This window comes from Bacillus sp. SJS, assembly GCF_000732485.2.
Lineage (GTDB): Bacteria > Bacillota > Bacilli > Bacillales > Bacillaceae > Metabacillus_B > Metabacillus_B sediminis.
In genome coordinates this window covers 49,404-64,482 of the sequence record NZ_JAQV02000023.1, presented here as the reverse complement: position 1 = coordinate 64,482, position 15,079 = coordinate 49,404, and the positions used below count along the sequence as shown (strand labels likewise).

The following is a 15,079-nucleotide window of genomic DNA, read 5'->3' as shown; positions in this document are numbered from 1 at the left end:
CTTCCATTCGGAAGCAGGATATTCACGGAATTAAGAGTTTTGAATTTGTTCGATTTCCTGAGCGGTTAACTTTTCACGCCAGATGGTTGCTCCCATGTTGGTGAGCTTTTCCTCCAGCTCGCTGTATCCGCGGTCAATATGTTCAAGCCCTGTAACCTCGGTAATCCCCTCAGCCATGAGACCTGCTGTGACAAGTGCCGCACCGGCTCTTAAATCGCTCGCCTTTACCTTTGCCCCCTGAAGCTTATTCGGCCCCGAAACAATGGCGGAACGTCCCTCCACTTTGATAGACGCGCCCATGCGGCGAAGTTCATCAATGTGCTTAAAGCGCGCGGAGTAAATCGTATCCGTGACGACGCTTGTCCCATTGGCTTTCGTCAGGAACGAGGTGAACGGCTGCTGAAGATCCGTCGGAAATCCAGGATAGACAAGAGTCTTCACATCAACCGGCTTCAGCTCTTTCTGTCCGCCGACAATCCAGATTTGATCGTTGCTCGTTTCAATATGAACTCCGGTTTCCCTCAATTTAGCAATCAGGGATTCCATGTGCAGCGGAATAACGTTGTCAACCAGAACTTCCTTGCCTGCTGCAGCAGCAATAATCATGTAGGTTCCAGCTTCAATCCGGTCCGGAATGATAGAGTGGCGGCAGCCGTGAAGCTTTTCCACACCATCGATACGAATTTCGTCTGTTCCCGCTCCTTTGATTTTCGCACCCATGCTGGTCAGAAGCGTTGCGACATCAACGATTTCCGGTTCTTTCGCTGCGTTTTCAATGATGGTCCGGCCTTTTGCAAGAACAGCTGCAAGCATAATATTGATGGTCGCGCCAACGCTGACGACATCTAAATAAATACGTGCGCCTCTTAATTCTTCTGCCCGGAGATAAATCGCACCCTGTTCATTTGTAACTTGTGCTCCAAGCGCTTCAAAGCCTTTAATGTGCTGGTCAATCGGCCGCGGTCCGAGGTGGCATCCGCCCGGAAGTCCAATCACCGCTTTTTTAAAGCGGCCGAGCATGGCCCCCATCAAGTAGTAAGAGGCTCTTAATTTTTTTACCTTTCCGTTCGGAAGCGGCATTGAAATCATGTTCTCTGGCTGTACGTGCATTTCGCCGTTTTGAAAGTCGACTTTTCCGCCTACTTCCTCAAGCAAGTCCTTCAAAATATGCACATCTGATATATTTGGCAAACCTTCAATAATGACGGATGATTCAGCTAAAATGGTCGCCGGAATCAGCGCTACCGCACTGTTTTTTGCCCCGCTGATCGAAACGGAACCTTTCAGCAGATCACCGCCTGCAATTTTCAATTTTTCCATGATGGTCTCCTTCCTAAGAAGCTGACATGTTAAGAGCACTTTTCAACAAATTCTCCATAATTCCGACAGAACATACTCCGTATATGAAAAATAAAATTCCTCTGTATGGGATGTTAAAAAATGAACCTGTTTCCATTGTAAATTAAATTCCATTGATGCTCAAATGAAGCCCTCAACGAGAAGTTCCGTTCCCCGCTTTTTGAGGACGGCACCCTTATCAGAACTTCCTTTAAGAATAGTAGATGATGAGGGGATTTACAAATTTGGGCTTAGCGTTTTTATATTAAAGGACGTCGCGGTCTTAGCAGAACTTCCTTACTTGAGCGCCTCCGCTTTTCTATTTGTCTAGCTCCGGCGGCTAGCTGTTCGGACGCTTCGCCGGCCCTGTCAAAGTCAAAGAGCGACTTTGTCAGTCCCTGCTCCACCGTCTCTCACAGGTGAGGCCTGCAGGAGGCAGGTCAGTTCTGCGTTGCGACAGGACGTCGCGGCCTTAGCAGAACTTCCTTACCCCAGCGCCCTCCGCTTTTCTAATAGACCGCATAAATGGCAAGCACGAAGCTTGCCATTTATATCTGCCTATTTACTTGTCCGCTGATTAAGCGCGGTTGTTCCAGTCAGCGAGAAACTTCTCAATTCCCTGTTCTGTAAGAGGGTGTTTGAATAGCTGATGAATGACTTTCAATGGGATGGTGGCAATGTGCGCACCGTGTAATGCTGCATCCGTAACGTGCATAGGATGGCGGATTGAAGCAGCGATAATTTCTGTGTCCAGTCCGTGAAGGTCAAAGATTTCAGAAATCGTCGCGATCAAGTCCATTCCATCCTGGCCGATATCATCCAGTCTGCCAAGGAAAGGAGAAACGTATGTTGCTCCTGCACGCGCTGCAAGAAGCGCCTGGTTTGCACTGAAAATAAGGGTCACGTTTGTCTTGATTCCAAGCTCCGAGAATTCCTTAACCGCTTTTAGTCCATCTGGCGTCATCGGGACTTTTACGGTGATGTTTGGAGCAATTTTTGCTAGTTCTTTGCCTTCCTCAATCATTTCTTCGGCTTTTAAAGAAATGACTTCTGCACTGACCGATCCTTTAACTATGTCCGTGATTTCTCTTAGTCTATCATGAAAGGAGATATTTTCTTTGGCTACTAAACTCGGGTTTGTCGTCACACCTGCAAGGATTCCCATTTCCTGGGCTTCTTTGATTTCTTCAAGGTTTGCTGTATCAATGAAAAATTTCATTCTGTCTCGCTCCCTTATCAAAATCTGAAAACTGAAACTTGTTATCGCTTTCTTTTTATATCTGTGAAAACCGTCTTAAAAAAGACGGTTTTCAATTGTTGAAATTAAGCTCGGTTTGAAGAACCGAATTCGCGCATTTTTCCTTGAACCGTTTCTTTGATTGCATCGCGAGCTGGTCCAAGATATTTGCGTGGATCGTACTCTTCAGGTTTTGCAGCAAGCACTTCACGAACCGTTCTTGCAGAAGCAATTTGGTTCTCAGTGTTTACGTTGATTTTAGCTGTTCCGAAAGAAATAGCTTTTTGGATATCGTGAGTCGGGATACCAGTTCCGCCGTGAAGAACGAGTGGAAGGCCAGTAGCCGCACCGATTTCTTCCATTTCTTTGAAACCAAGGTTTGGTTCACCTTTGTAAGGACCGTGTACAGATCCAAGTGCAGGTGCAAGTGTGTCGATTCCAGTACGCTCAACAAGCTCCTGGCACTCTTTAGGGTCAGCGTAGATTACGCCTTCAGCGATTACGTCATCTTCCTGTCCGCCAACTGTTCCAAGCTCAGCTTCAACAGATACGCCGTGGAAATGAGCAAGCTCAACCACTTTGGATGTTTCAGCAATGTTTTCTTCGAACGGATGGTGAGAAGCATCGATCATAACAGATGTGAAACCTGCATGAATTGCTTTTGCACAAGATTCGAAGCTTGAACCATGGTCAAGGTGAATGGCAACAGGTACCGTCACTTTGTATTCGTCCATAAGAGCTTCAACTAGAGCAACAATTGTTTTGAAGCCGCCCATGTAACGTGCAGCACCTTCAGAAACACCTAGAATAACCGGTGATTTTTCTTCTTGTGCAGCTTGAAGAATCGCTTGAGTGAACTCAAGGTTGTTCAGGTTGAATTGACCAACAGCGTAGCCTTCGCTTTTGGCTTTTTGAAGCATTTCTGTCATTGATACTAAAGGCATATCAAATATCCTCCTTGTATAGCCTGATTTTGCTAAACCCGAAAAGCCTATCAAATCTAGCTTGACCAGAAAATTTCCTGTATATGTAACTAAGAAATGGATGCATAGCTTTTCTCAAACAATAGCATACCAATAACAAGAAAAATCGGCAACTTTTCGACACAAGTCCAAAAATTCAAACTACTTCTCAGTTTGATCTGATCGGAAGATGTTTCTTGACAGCTGCGCGAATTTCATCAATATCAAATGGTTTGGCGAAATGAGTAAGCGCCCCAAGGTCTTTCGCCTCCTGGATCATATCCAGTTCTCCATAAGCCGTCATGATAATAACGCGGATGTTGGGCTCAACAAGCTTCATTCTCTTTAGTATTTCAATTCCATCCATTCCAGGAATTTTCATATCAAGCAGAACAAGATCCGGAGGTGTTTGCTCCAGAATTTCCAATGCTTGAAAGCCGCTTGCAGCCTGGTACGTGTCGTAGCCTTCTTTTTGGAAGACCTCATTTAATAAAATTCTGATTCCGTACTGATCATCCACGATTAATATTTTCTCTTTTGCCATCTCTGCACCTCTTCACATTTTTTCCTTAAATAGCAAGAAAGTATTATTTAATACTGAATGTCCTGCATTGAATAAGGTGACCTGTCCAGCTCCAGCGCCTAGCCCCTCGAGGAGTCGGAGGCCCACAAGACGCGGGTCAGTTCTGCGTTGCGACAGGACGTCGCGCACTTAGCAGAACTTCATTCCAAGCGCTTTCGCATTCCTTATGTCCTATGATACTAATTCTTTTAAGTTGGTCAATCTCCTGCCTCTTATTGGATATTGTTTAACATTTTGTCTTTTGGGCCGATATTCCGTATAATGCCTGTGAAAAGGATTTGTACAGAAGGAGTTTTTCCCATGCTAAAAATATTTTCCACCCAGCTCGCCGGACAGTTTCAGCGCATTCAAAGCCAGGAGGAATTTTCAATAGAGGATGGAGCAAGATTGCTTGCACAGGCTTGTGCAGGAGACGGCACCATCTACATTCACGGATTCAGTGAGCTTTCAGGAATTGTCAGTGAAGCATCCCAAAGCCTTGAACCCTTTCCAAATGCAAAGCCGCTTTTTAGAGAAGACGGGGAAATGGAAGCTGTTCTCCCATCTGACCGCGTGCTGCTTTTCACTAGACTTTCCAGCGACCATGATGCAATTGAACTTGCCAGACAGCTTCAGGAAGCAGGCGTTGAAACAGTAGGGGTATCTGCTATAAATGGAGATTCCGGTTTGGAAACCGCAGTGGATATCCATATCGATTCGAAACTAAAGAAACCGATGATCCCCGCGGAAGACGGCAGCCGCTACGGTTTTCCCGCCATTATGACAGGACTGTTTGTTTATTACGCTCTCAGGTTTACAATTGAAGAAATCCTCTCTGAATATTTAGAGGATGAAGAAGATCTGTAACCGCAAAAAAAATCCTGACGGACAAGCCGTCAGGATTTTTTGCATGATTTACAGTTTTTCTGAAGCTTTCAAGGAAGCTTGAATGAAATCACGGAATAGCGGCTGCGGACGTGTTGGACGAGACGTGAATTCCGGGTGGAATTGAGACGCTACAAACCAAGGGTGATCCTTCAGCTCGATAATTTCAACCAATCTTCCGTCAGGGCTTGTACCGGAGAACATGAAACCTGATTCCTCCATCGCCTGACGGTACTCATTGTTGAATTCGTAACGATGACGGTGGCGTTCGTATACAACTTCATCTGCATAAGCTTCCATTGCTTTAGAGCCTTCCGTCAGTTTGCAAGGGTAGATTCCAAGACGCAATGTTCCGCCAAGATCTTCAATATCCTTTTGTTCAGGAAGAAGGTCAATGACTGCATGCGGTGTAAGAGGATCAATTTCTGCAGAATGAGCCCCTTCCAGTCCAAGTACATTTCGTGCATATTCAATGGATGCTACTTGCATTCCAAGGCAGATTCCGAAGAATGGCACTCGGTTTTCACGCGCGAACTTAGTAGCCGCGATTTTACCTTCTACTCCACGGTCTCCAAATCCTCCAGGAACAAGAATTCCGTCTGCATTTGCAAGAAGAGTGCTGACATTTTCATCGGTTACTTCTTCTGCATTGATCCAATCAATGCTGATATCCGAATCAAAGGCATAGCCTGCATGACGAAGTGCTTCAACGACTGAAATGTATGCATCCTGCAATTCAACATACTTTCCGACAAGCGCAATGCGCGTCGTTTTGGAAAGGTTGGTTACGCGGTGGACAAGCTCTTTCCACTCCTCCATATTTGGCTCCGGGCAATCAAGCTTCAAGTGCTCACATGTAATGGTGTCAAGCTTCTGATCCTGAAGAGCAAGAGGAATCGAATAAAGTGTGTCGGCATCGCGGCACTCAATGACAGCTTTCGCATCGATGTCACAGAATAAAGCAATTTTATCCTTCATATCCTGGGAAATCGGCAATTCCGTACGGGCAACAATCACATTCGGCTGAATGCCCAGACTTCTTAATTCCTTTACACTATGCTGTGTAGGCTTTGTTTTCATCTCGCCAGCAGCCTTGATATAAGGCACAAGCGTACAGTGAATATACATGACATTGTCGCGGCCGATATCACTTTTGATTTGGCGAATGGCTTCAAGGAATGGCAGAGACTCAATATCTCCAACTGTTCCGCCGATTTCTGTAATCACGACATCCGCATTTGTTTCTTTGCCGGCACGGAATACCTTGTCTTTAATTTCATTCGTAATGTGCGGGATAACCTGAACCGTTCCTCCAAGATAATCTCCGCGGCGTTCCTTTTTCAGCACCGTGGAATAAACTTTTCCCGTCGTCACGTTGCTGTATTTATTTAGGTTAATATCAATAAAACGTTCATAATGGCCAAGATCCAAATCCGTTTCTGCGCCATCTCCGGTTACGAATACTTCCCCATGCTGATACGGGCTCATTGTTCCCGGATCCACGTTAATGTAAGGATCGAATTTTTGAATCGTTACGTTCAATCCTCTGTTCTTTAAAAGGCGGCCAAGTGATGCTGCTGTAATACCTTTACCAAGCGACGAGACAACACCGCCGGTTACGAAAATATACTTTGTCATTTGATGGTCTTCCCCCTCACGAGATGCAATCTTTGTATAATTTGTGCTAAAACCAGCCAATTTAGTATTCGAAATGGAGCAAGGCTGAAAGCACGGATAAATGATGAAACGGTCGTATGCTTGCTGAGAAAAATAAGAAAGCCCCCTTCCAATTTCTTAGAAGGGAGCTGATATTATAATCATCATAAAAGCACTTAAAAAGAGCCCAAATAAAATATTACTAACTTCAATGTCGAAAGTCAAGATGAATCTTATTCTTTCTCTTCGTCATCCTCGTCCGTGTCATCTTCATCGTCATCATCAAGATCTTCATCATCAATGATTTCGAGATCATCGTCGTCCTCGTCGTCTACATCCTCATCCGTATCATCAAGGTCTGCATCCACTGCATCTTCTTCATCGTCATAATCTTCGAGGTCGTCAAAATCAAGATCCTCATCTTCTTCTGCCTCTTCGAAATCTTCTTCTTCAAAGTCATCTGCCACTGCAGCAGCTTTCTTCGTTTTCTTTTTCTTCACTTTCGGAACAACCGTCATTTCCTCTTCAAGTGTATCCACTGGATATCTGTTGCGGAGTCCCCACTTGTTATCACCGACAGCAATGAAACGGCCATCAATATTCAGGTCCGTATAAAATTGTGCAATTTTTTCCTCAACCTGCTCTTGAGTAAGACCTGCTAATTTGGTAACTTCTTTCATTAGATCCTGAAAATCAACTGGTTCTTTTTTATCCGTCATTAATCCATGAGCAATTTCGATCAATGCCATTTCTTTTATTTCTTCTTTAGAGTATTGCGCTAAACTCAACGTAAGGCACTCCCTTTCTTATTCGTCCATTCTTTATCCCGCATTAACGTACAGTTAAACCCCCGCTAATGGAGATTTAACATTATATAAAGGCTGAAAAGGGGTGAGGCTAACGGCCGCAAGCCTTCCCGCCTGTATGTAAACCTTGCTGAAGACACAAAATCATATCTTTCATTATAAACAAATTCTAGCACTTTATGCTAGCTTTCTGTGAAAAAAAGAAGGCTGTTATGAAAATAACACTTGATTATTTTCACGGACAGGGGAGCCGGAATCAAAAACCGTGTCCACATGGCTGAATACAAAGCAGCTGATAAATTTCCATTTAAAAAACCAGGCAGTGCCCGGCACTGCCTGATTTCCGATTACATATTCCGGCGATACTGTCCGCCTGCTTCGTATAGTGCAGCCGTTATTTGGCCAAGACTTGCGTATTGAACCGTGTTCATCAGTTCTTTGAACAGGTTTCCATTGGTCATTGCCGTGTGCTGCAATTTTTCCAATGCCTTTTCTGCTTCTTTTTCATGCCTTTTTTGGAAGGCTAGGAGATTTTGAATCTGTGTCTCTTTCTCTTCCTTTGAAGCACGGGCAATTTCCATGTTGTCGAGTTCTTCTTCCGAAGGCGGATTAGGATTTAAGTACGTATTCACACCGATGATCGGCAGTTCGCCATTGTGCTTCTTCATTTCATAGTGCATGGATTCATCCTGAATTTTGCCGCGCTGGTACTGTGTTTCCATTGCGCCAAGTACGCCGCCGCGTTCGTTAATGCGGTCGAATTCTTCAAGGACGGCCGCTTCTACCAGGTCGGTAAGCTCTTCAATGATGAATGAGCCTTGAAGCGGATTTTCGTTTTTCGTCAGGCCGTGTTCTTTCGTAATGATCATCTGGATCGCCATCGCCCGCCTTACCGATTCCTCTGTTGGCGTTGTGATTGCTTCATCATACGCATTCGTGTGGAGTGAGTTGCAGTTATCATGCAGAGCCATTAGCGCCTGCAGCGTAGTCCGGATGTCATTGAAGTCGATTTCCTGTGCATGCAGAGATCTTCCGGACGTCTGGATATGGTATTTAAGCTTTTGGCTTCGTTCGTTTGCTCCATATTTATCACGCATAACCGTGGCCCAGATTCTTCTTGCCACACGCCCGATTACGGTATATTCGGGGTCAAGGCCGTTACTGAAGAAGAAGGAAAGGTTCGGTGCAAAATGATCGATGTTCATGCCTCTGCTTAAATAGTATTCTACATACGTAAAGCCATTTGCCAGCGTAAAAGCAAGCTGCGAAATCGGATTGGCTCCGGCTTCCGCGATATGGTACCCGGATATGGAGACGGAGTAATAGTTGCGCACCTTTTCCTCAATGAAATACTGCTGAATGTCTCCCATTAGTTTAAGGGCGAATTCGGTAGAAAAAATACACGTGTTCTGGCCTTGATCTTCCTTCAAAATATCCGCTTGAACCGTTCCGCGCACCGTTTGCAGTGTATACGCCTTGATCTCTGCAGCTTCCGCTTCATTCAGCTCGCGTCCAAGCTCTTCTTTTTTCCGGTCAAGCTGCTGCTGGATGGCTGTGTTCATGAACATGGCAAGGATAATAGGAGCCGGTCCATTGATCGTCATTGAAACAGAGGTGGATGGCGCACAAAGGTCAAAGCCCGCGTATAGTTTTTTCATATCGTCGAGAGTACAGATGCTTACACCGCTCTCGCCAACTTTTCCATATATATCAGGACGGTGGGCAGGATCTTCTCCATAGAGCGTCACCGAATCAAAAGCTGTACTTAAACGTTTGGCTGAATCATCCTTGGACAGATAATGAAAACGGCGGTTCGTTCTTTCAGGCGTACCTTCTCCTGCGAACTGTCTTTTCGGATCCTCCCCTTCACGCTTAAACGGAAAAACGCCCGCTGTATAAGGAAAGGAACCCGGAACATTCTCCCGATAAATCCATCGTAAAAGATCACCATGATCCTTGTAAGCCGGCAAGGAAATCTTCGGGATTCCTAAACCGGACAGAGAAATGGTTTTCAGCTGGGTGACAAGCTCTTTATCACGAATCTTCGTAACAAACTGATCGCCTTTGTATTGTTCTTTTAGAGATTCCCAGTTCTCCAGATGGTTCTTGGATTCTTTGGTCAGTTCTTCTTTCGTTTGCTCTTTTATTACTTGAAGAGCCGACGCCGTTTCTCCTTCTGTTTCCGGAAGAAGGGAGAGCACGCCATCGAGCTGATAAAGCTTTGTCGCAATTACTGCCTGCTGCTCTGCTTTTTTATGATAATTCCGGACTGTATCGCTGATTTCACGCAGGTAATAGCGGCGTTCAGTTGGAATGATGACGTTTTGTTTTTTTACATCGGTCACCATTTCCAGAGAGGAATTCCACTCTTTTCCGGTTTTTTTACGGATGGTTTGAAGCAGCGCCTGGAAAAGGGTATTCGTGCCCGGATCGTTAAATTGACTGGCAATCGTTCCGTAGACAGGCATTGCATCCAAATCCTGTTCAAACAGATTACGGCTGCGCTGGTATTGCTTTTGAACCTGGCGCTTTGCATCCTCGGAGCCTTTGCGCTCAAACTTGTTGATCACAATCAGATCCGCGTAGTCAATCATGTCAATTTTTTCGAGCTGGGTTGGTGCTCCGTACTCGCTCGTCATCACATACATGGAAAGATCGCAAATATCCGTAATCCCCGCATCTCCCTGACCAATTCCGCTTGTTTCTACGACAATCAGATCATATCCCGCTGCCTTCACCACTGAGATGGCATCCTTTATAGCAAGGGAAAGCTCGGATCTTGATTGCCTCGTTGCAAGGCTTCTCATAAATACTCTCGGATTAAAGATCGCATTCATGCGAATCCGGTCTCCAAGCAGTGCTCCGCCTGTTTTTTGCTTTGTCGGATCAACGGATAGGATGGCAATCTTCATTTCCGGTATTTCATTTATAAAACGGCGGATCAATTCATCGGTTAAGGAGCTTTTACCGGCTCCCCCTGTTCCTGTGATTCCTATGACGGGTGCGCTGGATTCGGTCTGATTCAGTCCGGCGATCAGCTGCTCGGCTGCCGCTGCCGCCTCGTCTTTTTCGTTTACACGCGCTTCCGCCAGCGTAATGAGTTTTGCCACCGCTGTCACACTTCCGCTTTTCAGTTCCTCAAGCTCATTTCCAAGCTTCACTACCGTTGGAAAATCACACTCTTCCAGCATTCGATTAATCATGCCCTGTAAGCCATTTTTCCGGCCATCCTCCGGTGAAAAAATCCTCGCAATCCCGTATTCGTGCAATTCTTTTATTTCCCGCGGAATAATGACACCGCCTCCTCCGCCATAGATCCGGATATGAGGTGCACCTTTTTCTTTCAATAAATCGAGCATGTATTTGAAATACTCGACATGACCGCCCTGATAGGAGGAAATCGCAATTCCTTGTGCATCTTCCTGAATCGCAGCATTCACCACTTCCTCTACAGATCGGTTATGGCCAAGGTGAATAACCTCGGCACCGCTTCCCTGCAAAATCCGCCTCATGATATTAATGGATGCATCATGTCCATCGAATAAACTTGAAGCTGTAACAAAACGTACGGCATGCTTTGGTTTGTAAATATGCATATTCCGTTTCCCCCTTCGTTTCACCGCCCATCCCCATGTGCGGCTTCACTCATTTAATTCCATTTAGAATCAGAGATGTCTGTGAAGCAATGTACTCATCAATTGAACAAAGCTTTTGGAGTGCCCACCGCCGGAATGCCCACATCTGCCCTTGAACGAAAATATTATGAGCCATTAGCGTTTTTTCGCTTTCACTTAAAGAAAAAGCATTGTTCTCCACGCAATTTTCTATGACATGCTCGAACATTCCGACCATTTCCACCTCTTTTTGCAGGACGTAAGGAAGTGCGTCCTTCGAAAGGGACTTAGCCTCCTGGTACATTACGAGAACCTCATCCTGCATATCATCAATGACGCGAAAATAGTTGGCAATGGCATGCTCCAGTCCTTCAATTGTTCCATTTCTTGGATTGATATCCTGCTCAAGGCGGTTCCGGACTTCATCGTAAATTGTGTCGCAAACGAGGTATAGAACGTCTTCCTTTTGCCGGATGTATTCATAAAGCGTTCCAATGCTGAAGCCCGCAGCTTTTGCAATCTCGCGGGTTGTTGTTCGATGAAAGCCCTTTTGCTTAAACAGGCTGACCGCTCCCTTGATCATTTGATCCCGTCTTTTTTTAATCAGCCGTTCATCTTTAACGGATGCCGGTACCTCTCTTCTCATTCGATCGGCCCCTTTTTTTCAAAATTGCCGCGACATTTTCAGAGCCTGGACGGACCAGAGAATAATCATTCCGCTCCCAGCCCGCCAAGCTGGTGGTTCATAGCTGCGATCGCACAAAATTCAGGAGGATTTACGCAAGGTTTTTGTAAATCATCCAAGTTCCGTGTAATTAACTGAATTGGCTGCCCCTGTTACTTCGTCAGCATTCTGGAGATAACAAGTCTTTGAATCTCCTGCGTTCCTTCGTAAATCTGCGTGATTTTTGCATCGCGCATGTAGCGTTCAACTGGATAATCCTTCGTATAGCCATAGCCGCCGAATACTTGAACCGCTTCTGTTGTCACCCTCATAGCCGCATCCCCTGCGAAAAGCTTTGACATAGCCGATTCCTTTCCATATGGAAGCCCTTCTGATTCAAGCCATGCTGCCTGATAGGTTAGAAGTCTGGCTGCTTCAACACTTGTTGCCATATCGGCAAGCTTAAAGCCGATTCCCTGCTGGGCAGCGATCGGTTTGCCAAACTGCTGGCGCTCTTTTGCGTAGCCGACAGAAGCATCCAGTGCCCCCTGTGCAATTCCGACTGCCTGGGCAGCGATTCCGTTTCTTCCCCCGTCAAGCGTCATCATGGCGATTTTGAAGCCTTCTCCTTCTTCGCCAAGCATGTTTTCCTTCGGTACACGGCAGTCTTCGAAGATGATTTCCGTTGTCGGTGATGAACGGATGCCCAGTTTCTTTTCTTTTTTTCCGACGGAGAAGCCAGGGAAGCTGCTCTCGACGATAAATGCTGTCGTTCCTTTATGTTTTTGATCCGCATCGGTTACGGCAAAAACGATATAAATGTCAGCGATTCCGCCGTTTGTAATAAAGATTTTGGACCCGTTCAGCACGTAGTGATCTCCATCAAGCTTCGCATTCGTCTTCATCCCGCCTGCATCGGATCCTGATCCGGGTTCAGTTAAACCGTAGGCACCGATTTTTTCTCCTTGTGCCATCGGCTTTAAATATTTCTGTTTCTGTTCCTCTGTACCGAATTTATACACAGGCCATCCGGCAAGAGAGGTATGGGCTGACAGCGTAACACCTGTTGAGGCACAGACACGGGAGAGCTCCTCTACCGCAATCACGTACGCTAAATAATCGCTGCCGATTCCGCCGTACTCTTCCGGCCATGGAATTCCCGTCAGGCCAAGCTCCGCCATTTTGTCAAACAGAGCCCTGTCGAAGCGCTCTTCTTCATCGCGCTCAGCGGCCGTAGGCTCTACTTCCTTTTTGGCAAAATCGCGTACCATTTTCCGAATCATTTCATGTTCTTCTGATAGTTTAAATTGCATGTTCCCATCCCCCATTTTCAGCTTGTTAAGTATTTAGAAATCACGATTCGCTGTATTTCACTTGTACCTTCATAAATTTCGCAGATTTTCGCATCGCGGAAGTACCGTTCGACCGGATATTCCTTTGTATAGCCGTAGCCGCCGAATACCTGGATGGCCTCGGTGCTTACGTCCATTGCCGTTCTAGATGCAAAAAGCTTGGCCATGGAAGCTTCTTTTCCGCATGGAATTCCTTTTTGCCTTAAAGATGCCGCCTGATAGATTAATAGCTTGGAGGCTTCAACGCTTGTAGCCATATCGGCAAGCTTAAAGCCGATTCCCTGCTGAGCGGATATCGGTTTGCCGAATTGGTGTCTGCCTGCCGCGTATTCAACGGACTTCTCGAGAGCTGCTTCTGCTATTCCAAGCGATTGGGCAGCAATTCCAATCCGGCCGACATCCAGGTTGCCAAGGGCAATCTTAAAGCCATGCCCTTCCTCTCCAAGAAGGTTTTCAGCCGGTACAAGGCAATCTTCCATGGTAATCTGAACCGTTCTTGAACCGCTCAGGCCCATTTTGTGCTCATCCTTGCCGATGACAAACCCTTTCGTCCCCTTCTCTACGATAAAAGCGGATATCCCTTTGCTTCCTGCCGCCGGGCTCGTCGTAGCAAAAACAATATACACATCCGCCTCGCCGCCATTTGTGATAAACACCTTGGAACCGTTTAGAACGTAGTGGTCTCCTTTTAACACAGCCCTTGTCTTCAGGCTCGCAGCATCCGATCCTGAACCCGGTTCGGTCAGACAGAAGGCGCCCAAATATTCCCCTGAAGCGAGCTTTGGCACATAGTGCTGCTTCTGCTGCTCATTTCCATAATAAAAAATGGGGTTCGTTCCGACGGAGGTGTGAACGGAGAGAATGACTCCGATGGTTGCACTTACCTTTGAAAGCTCGTGAATCGCAATGATGTAGGAGGTGAAATCCATGCCCGCTCCCCCATACTCCTCCGGAATCGGGATTCCCATGAACCCAAGCTTCCCCATCTTATTTAGTACAGCTCTCGGAAATTCACCTTGTTCCATTTTTTCAATCACAGGCTCAATCTCCGTTTTGGCAAAGTCCTGCACCATTTTCCTCATCATGTTCTGCTCATCTGTAAAATGAAACTTCACCGCATGTCCTCCTTGATCAAGCGTATTCGTAAAAACCTCTGCCTGTTTTCTTGCCAAGCCAGCCTGCTTTTACATACTTCCTCAAAAGCGGACATGGGCGGTACTTATCATCACCGAAGCCTTCATGGAGCGTTTCCATGATATAAAGGCACGTGTCCAGACCGATAAAATCAGCGAGAGTCAGCGGCCCCATCGGATGGTTCATCCCGAGCTTCATCACTTCATCAATGGCCTCACGGCTCGCGACACCTTCGTACAGCGTATAGATGGCTTCGTTAATCATCGGCATTAAAATCCGGTTAGAGACGAACCCCGGGAAGTCATTTACCTCGACCGGCACCTTTTGAAGCTTTCGTGTCATTTCCTCGACGGCTGCATAAACCTCATCCTCTGTTGCAAGACCGCGGATAATTTCGACGAGCTTCATAACCGGTACCGGGTTCATAAAGTGCATCCCGATGACTTTGCCGGGCCGTTTTGTGGCAGCCGCAATTTCAGTAATGGGCAGTGAAGATGTGTTCGTCGCAAGGATCGCTGACTGCGGGGCGATTTCATCCAGCTGAGCGAAAATTTGCTTCTTGATTTCCATGTTTTCAATGGCTGCTTCAATGATGAGATCAGCCTCGCCGGCGCTTGATATGGCGGTTGACCGCTCAATCCGGTTCAGTATTTCTTCCTTGTCTGAGGCGGTCATTCTTTCTTTATCTACCTGTCGCTGAAGGTTTTTTGCAATCCCTGATAATCCCCGTTCCAGAAATTCTTCTTTTAAATCCTGCAAAATGACGCTGAATCCAGCCATGGCACAAACCTGGGCAATCCCTGAACCCATTTGGCCGGCTCCAATCACCATTACTTTTTTAATTTCCATTTTCCATCCCCCTATGAATA

12 protein-coding genes are annotated in these 15,079 nt (G+C 46.1%); 1 reads left to right on the top strand and 11 read right to left on the bottom strand.

What is annotated here, in order from left to right:
- Positions 1-30: 30 nt before the first annotated feature.
- From AS29_RS13780 to AS29_RS13765, 4 genes are all read right to left on the bottom strand, one after another.
- Entirely contained in the window at positions 31-1,320 is a 1,290-nt protein-coding gene (locus tag AS29_RS13780) for a UDP-N-acetylglucosamine 1-carboxyvinyltransferase (protein WP_035407999.1), read from the bottom strand.
- Positions 1,321-1,915: 595 nt separating this feature from the next.
- Positions 1,916-2,557 carry a fructose-6-phosphate aldolase gene (gene fsa, locus AS29_RS13775; protein WP_035407997.1) on the bottom strand — a complete coding sequence of 214 codons (642 nt, stop codon included), beginning with the start codon at positions 2,555-2,557 and terminating at the stop codon, positions 1,916-1,918.
- Positions 2,558-2,661: 104 nt separating this feature from the next.
- Complete coding sequence (locus AS29_RS13770; RefSeq protein WP_035407995.1) at positions 2,662-3,519, bottom strand: class II fructose-bisphosphate aldolase; 858 nt, start codon at positions 3,517-3,519, stop codon at positions 2,662-2,664.
- Between the two features lie 187 nt (positions 3,520-3,706).
- Positions 3,707-4,081 (bottom strand): response regulator, encoded by a 375-nt coding sequence (locus tag AS29_RS13765; protein ID WP_035407993.1) that lies wholly within the window; start codon positions 4,079-4,081, stop codon positions 3,707-3,709.
- Between the two features lie 339 nt (positions 4,082-4,420).
- Here AS29_RS13765 and AS29_RS13760 point away from each other — a divergent pair, with 339 nt between their 5' ends.
- Positions 4,421-4,966 (top strand): DUF2529 domain-containing protein, encoded by a 546-nt coding sequence (locus AS29_RS13760; protein ID WP_035407991.1) that lies wholly within the window; start codon positions 4,421-4,423, stop codon positions 4,964-4,966.
- A 48-nt stretch (positions 4,967-5,014) separates the two neighbouring features.
- Here AS29_RS13760 and AS29_RS13755 read toward each other — a convergent pair whose 3' ends face one another.
- From AS29_RS13755 to AS29_RS13725, 7 genes are all read right to left on the bottom strand, one after another.
- Positions 5,015-6,622 (bottom strand): CTP synthase, encoded by a 1,608-nt coding sequence (locus tag AS29_RS13755; RefSeq protein WP_035407989.1) that lies wholly within the window; start codon positions 6,620-6,622, stop codon positions 5,015-5,017.
- A 251-nt stretch (positions 6,623-6,873) separates the two neighbouring features.
- Positions 6,874-7,428 carry a DNA-directed RNA polymerase subunit delta gene (gene rpoE / locus AS29_RS13750; protein ID WP_035407988.1) on the bottom strand — a complete coding sequence of 185 codons (555 nt, stop codon included), beginning with the start codon at positions 7,426-7,428 and terminating at the stop codon, positions 6,874-6,876.
- A gap of 365 nt (positions 7,429-7,793) precedes the next feature.
- Positions 7,794-11,042, bottom strand: coding sequence for a fused isobutyryl-CoA mutase/GTPase IcmF (gene icmF, locus AS29_RS13745; RefSeq protein WP_035407986.1), 3,249 nt, complete (start codon positions 11,040-11,042; stop codon positions 7,794-7,796).
- 49 nt (positions 11,043-11,091) lie between these two features.
- Positions 11,092-11,706: a TetR/AcrR family transcriptional regulator gene (locus AS29_RS13740; protein ID WP_035407984.1), complete on the bottom strand. Its 615-nt coding sequence runs from the start codon at positions 11,704-11,706 to the stop codon at positions 11,092-11,094.
- Between the two features lie 191 nt (positions 11,707-11,897).
- Positions 11,898-13,037 (bottom strand): acyl-CoA dehydrogenase, encoded by a 1,140-nt coding sequence (locus tag AS29_RS13735; protein WP_035407982.1) that lies wholly within the window; start codon positions 13,035-13,037, stop codon positions 11,898-11,900.
- A 17-nt stretch (positions 13,038-13,054) separates the two neighbouring features.
- Positions 13,055-14,191 (bottom strand): acyl-CoA dehydrogenase, encoded by a 1,137-nt coding sequence (locus tag AS29_RS13730; RefSeq protein WP_035408249.1) that lies wholly within the window; start codon positions 14,189-14,191, stop codon positions 13,055-13,057.
- Positions 14,192-14,207: 16 nt separating this feature from the next.
- On the bottom strand, positions 14,208-15,059 hold the full coding sequence (locus AS29_RS13725; protein ID WP_035407980.1) for a 3-hydroxybutyryl-CoA dehydrogenase: 852 nt from the start codon (positions 15,057-15,059) through the stop codon (positions 14,208-14,210).
- Positions 15,060-15,079 lie beyond the last annotated feature (20 nt).

Coding starts and splice junctions, on each gene's coding strand:
- AS29_RS13780 (WP_035407999.1), bottom strand. CDS start 1,320: ATGGAAAAATTGAAAATTGCAGGCGGTGATCTGCTGAAAGGTTCCGTT.
- fsa (WP_035407997.1), bottom strand. CDS start 2,557: ATGAAATTTTTCATTGATACAGCAAACCTTGAAGAAATCAAAGAAGCC.
- AS29_RS13770 (WP_035407995.1), bottom strand. CDS start 3,519: ATGCCTTTAGTATCAATGACAGAAATGCTTCAAAAAGCCAAAAGCGAA.
- AS29_RS13765 (WP_035407993.1), bottom strand. CDS start 4,081: ATGGCAAAAGAGAAAATATTAATCGTGGATGATCAGTACGGAATCAGA.
- AS29_RS13760 (WP_035407991.1), top strand. CDS start 4,421: ATGCTAAAAATATTTTCCACCCAGCTCGCCGGACAGTTTCAGCGCATT.
- AS29_RS13755 (WP_035407989.1), bottom strand. CDS start 6,622: ATGACAAAGTATATTTTCGTAACCGGCGGTGTTGTCTCGTCGCTTGGT.
- icmF (WP_035407986.1), bottom strand. CDS start 11,042: ATGCATATTTACAAACCAAAGCATGCCGTACGTTTTGTTACAGCTTCA.
- AS29_RS13740 (WP_035407984.1), bottom strand. CDS start 11,706: ATGAGAAGAGAGGTACCGGCATCCGTTAAAGATGAACGGCTGATTAAA.
- AS29_RS13735 (WP_035407982.1), bottom strand. CDS start 13,037: ATGCAATTTAAACTATCAGAAGAACATGAAATGATTCGGAAAATGGTA.
- AS29_RS13725 (WP_035407980.1), bottom strand. CDS start 15,059: ATGGAAATTAAAAAAGTAATGGTGATTGGAGCCGGCCAAATGGGTTCA.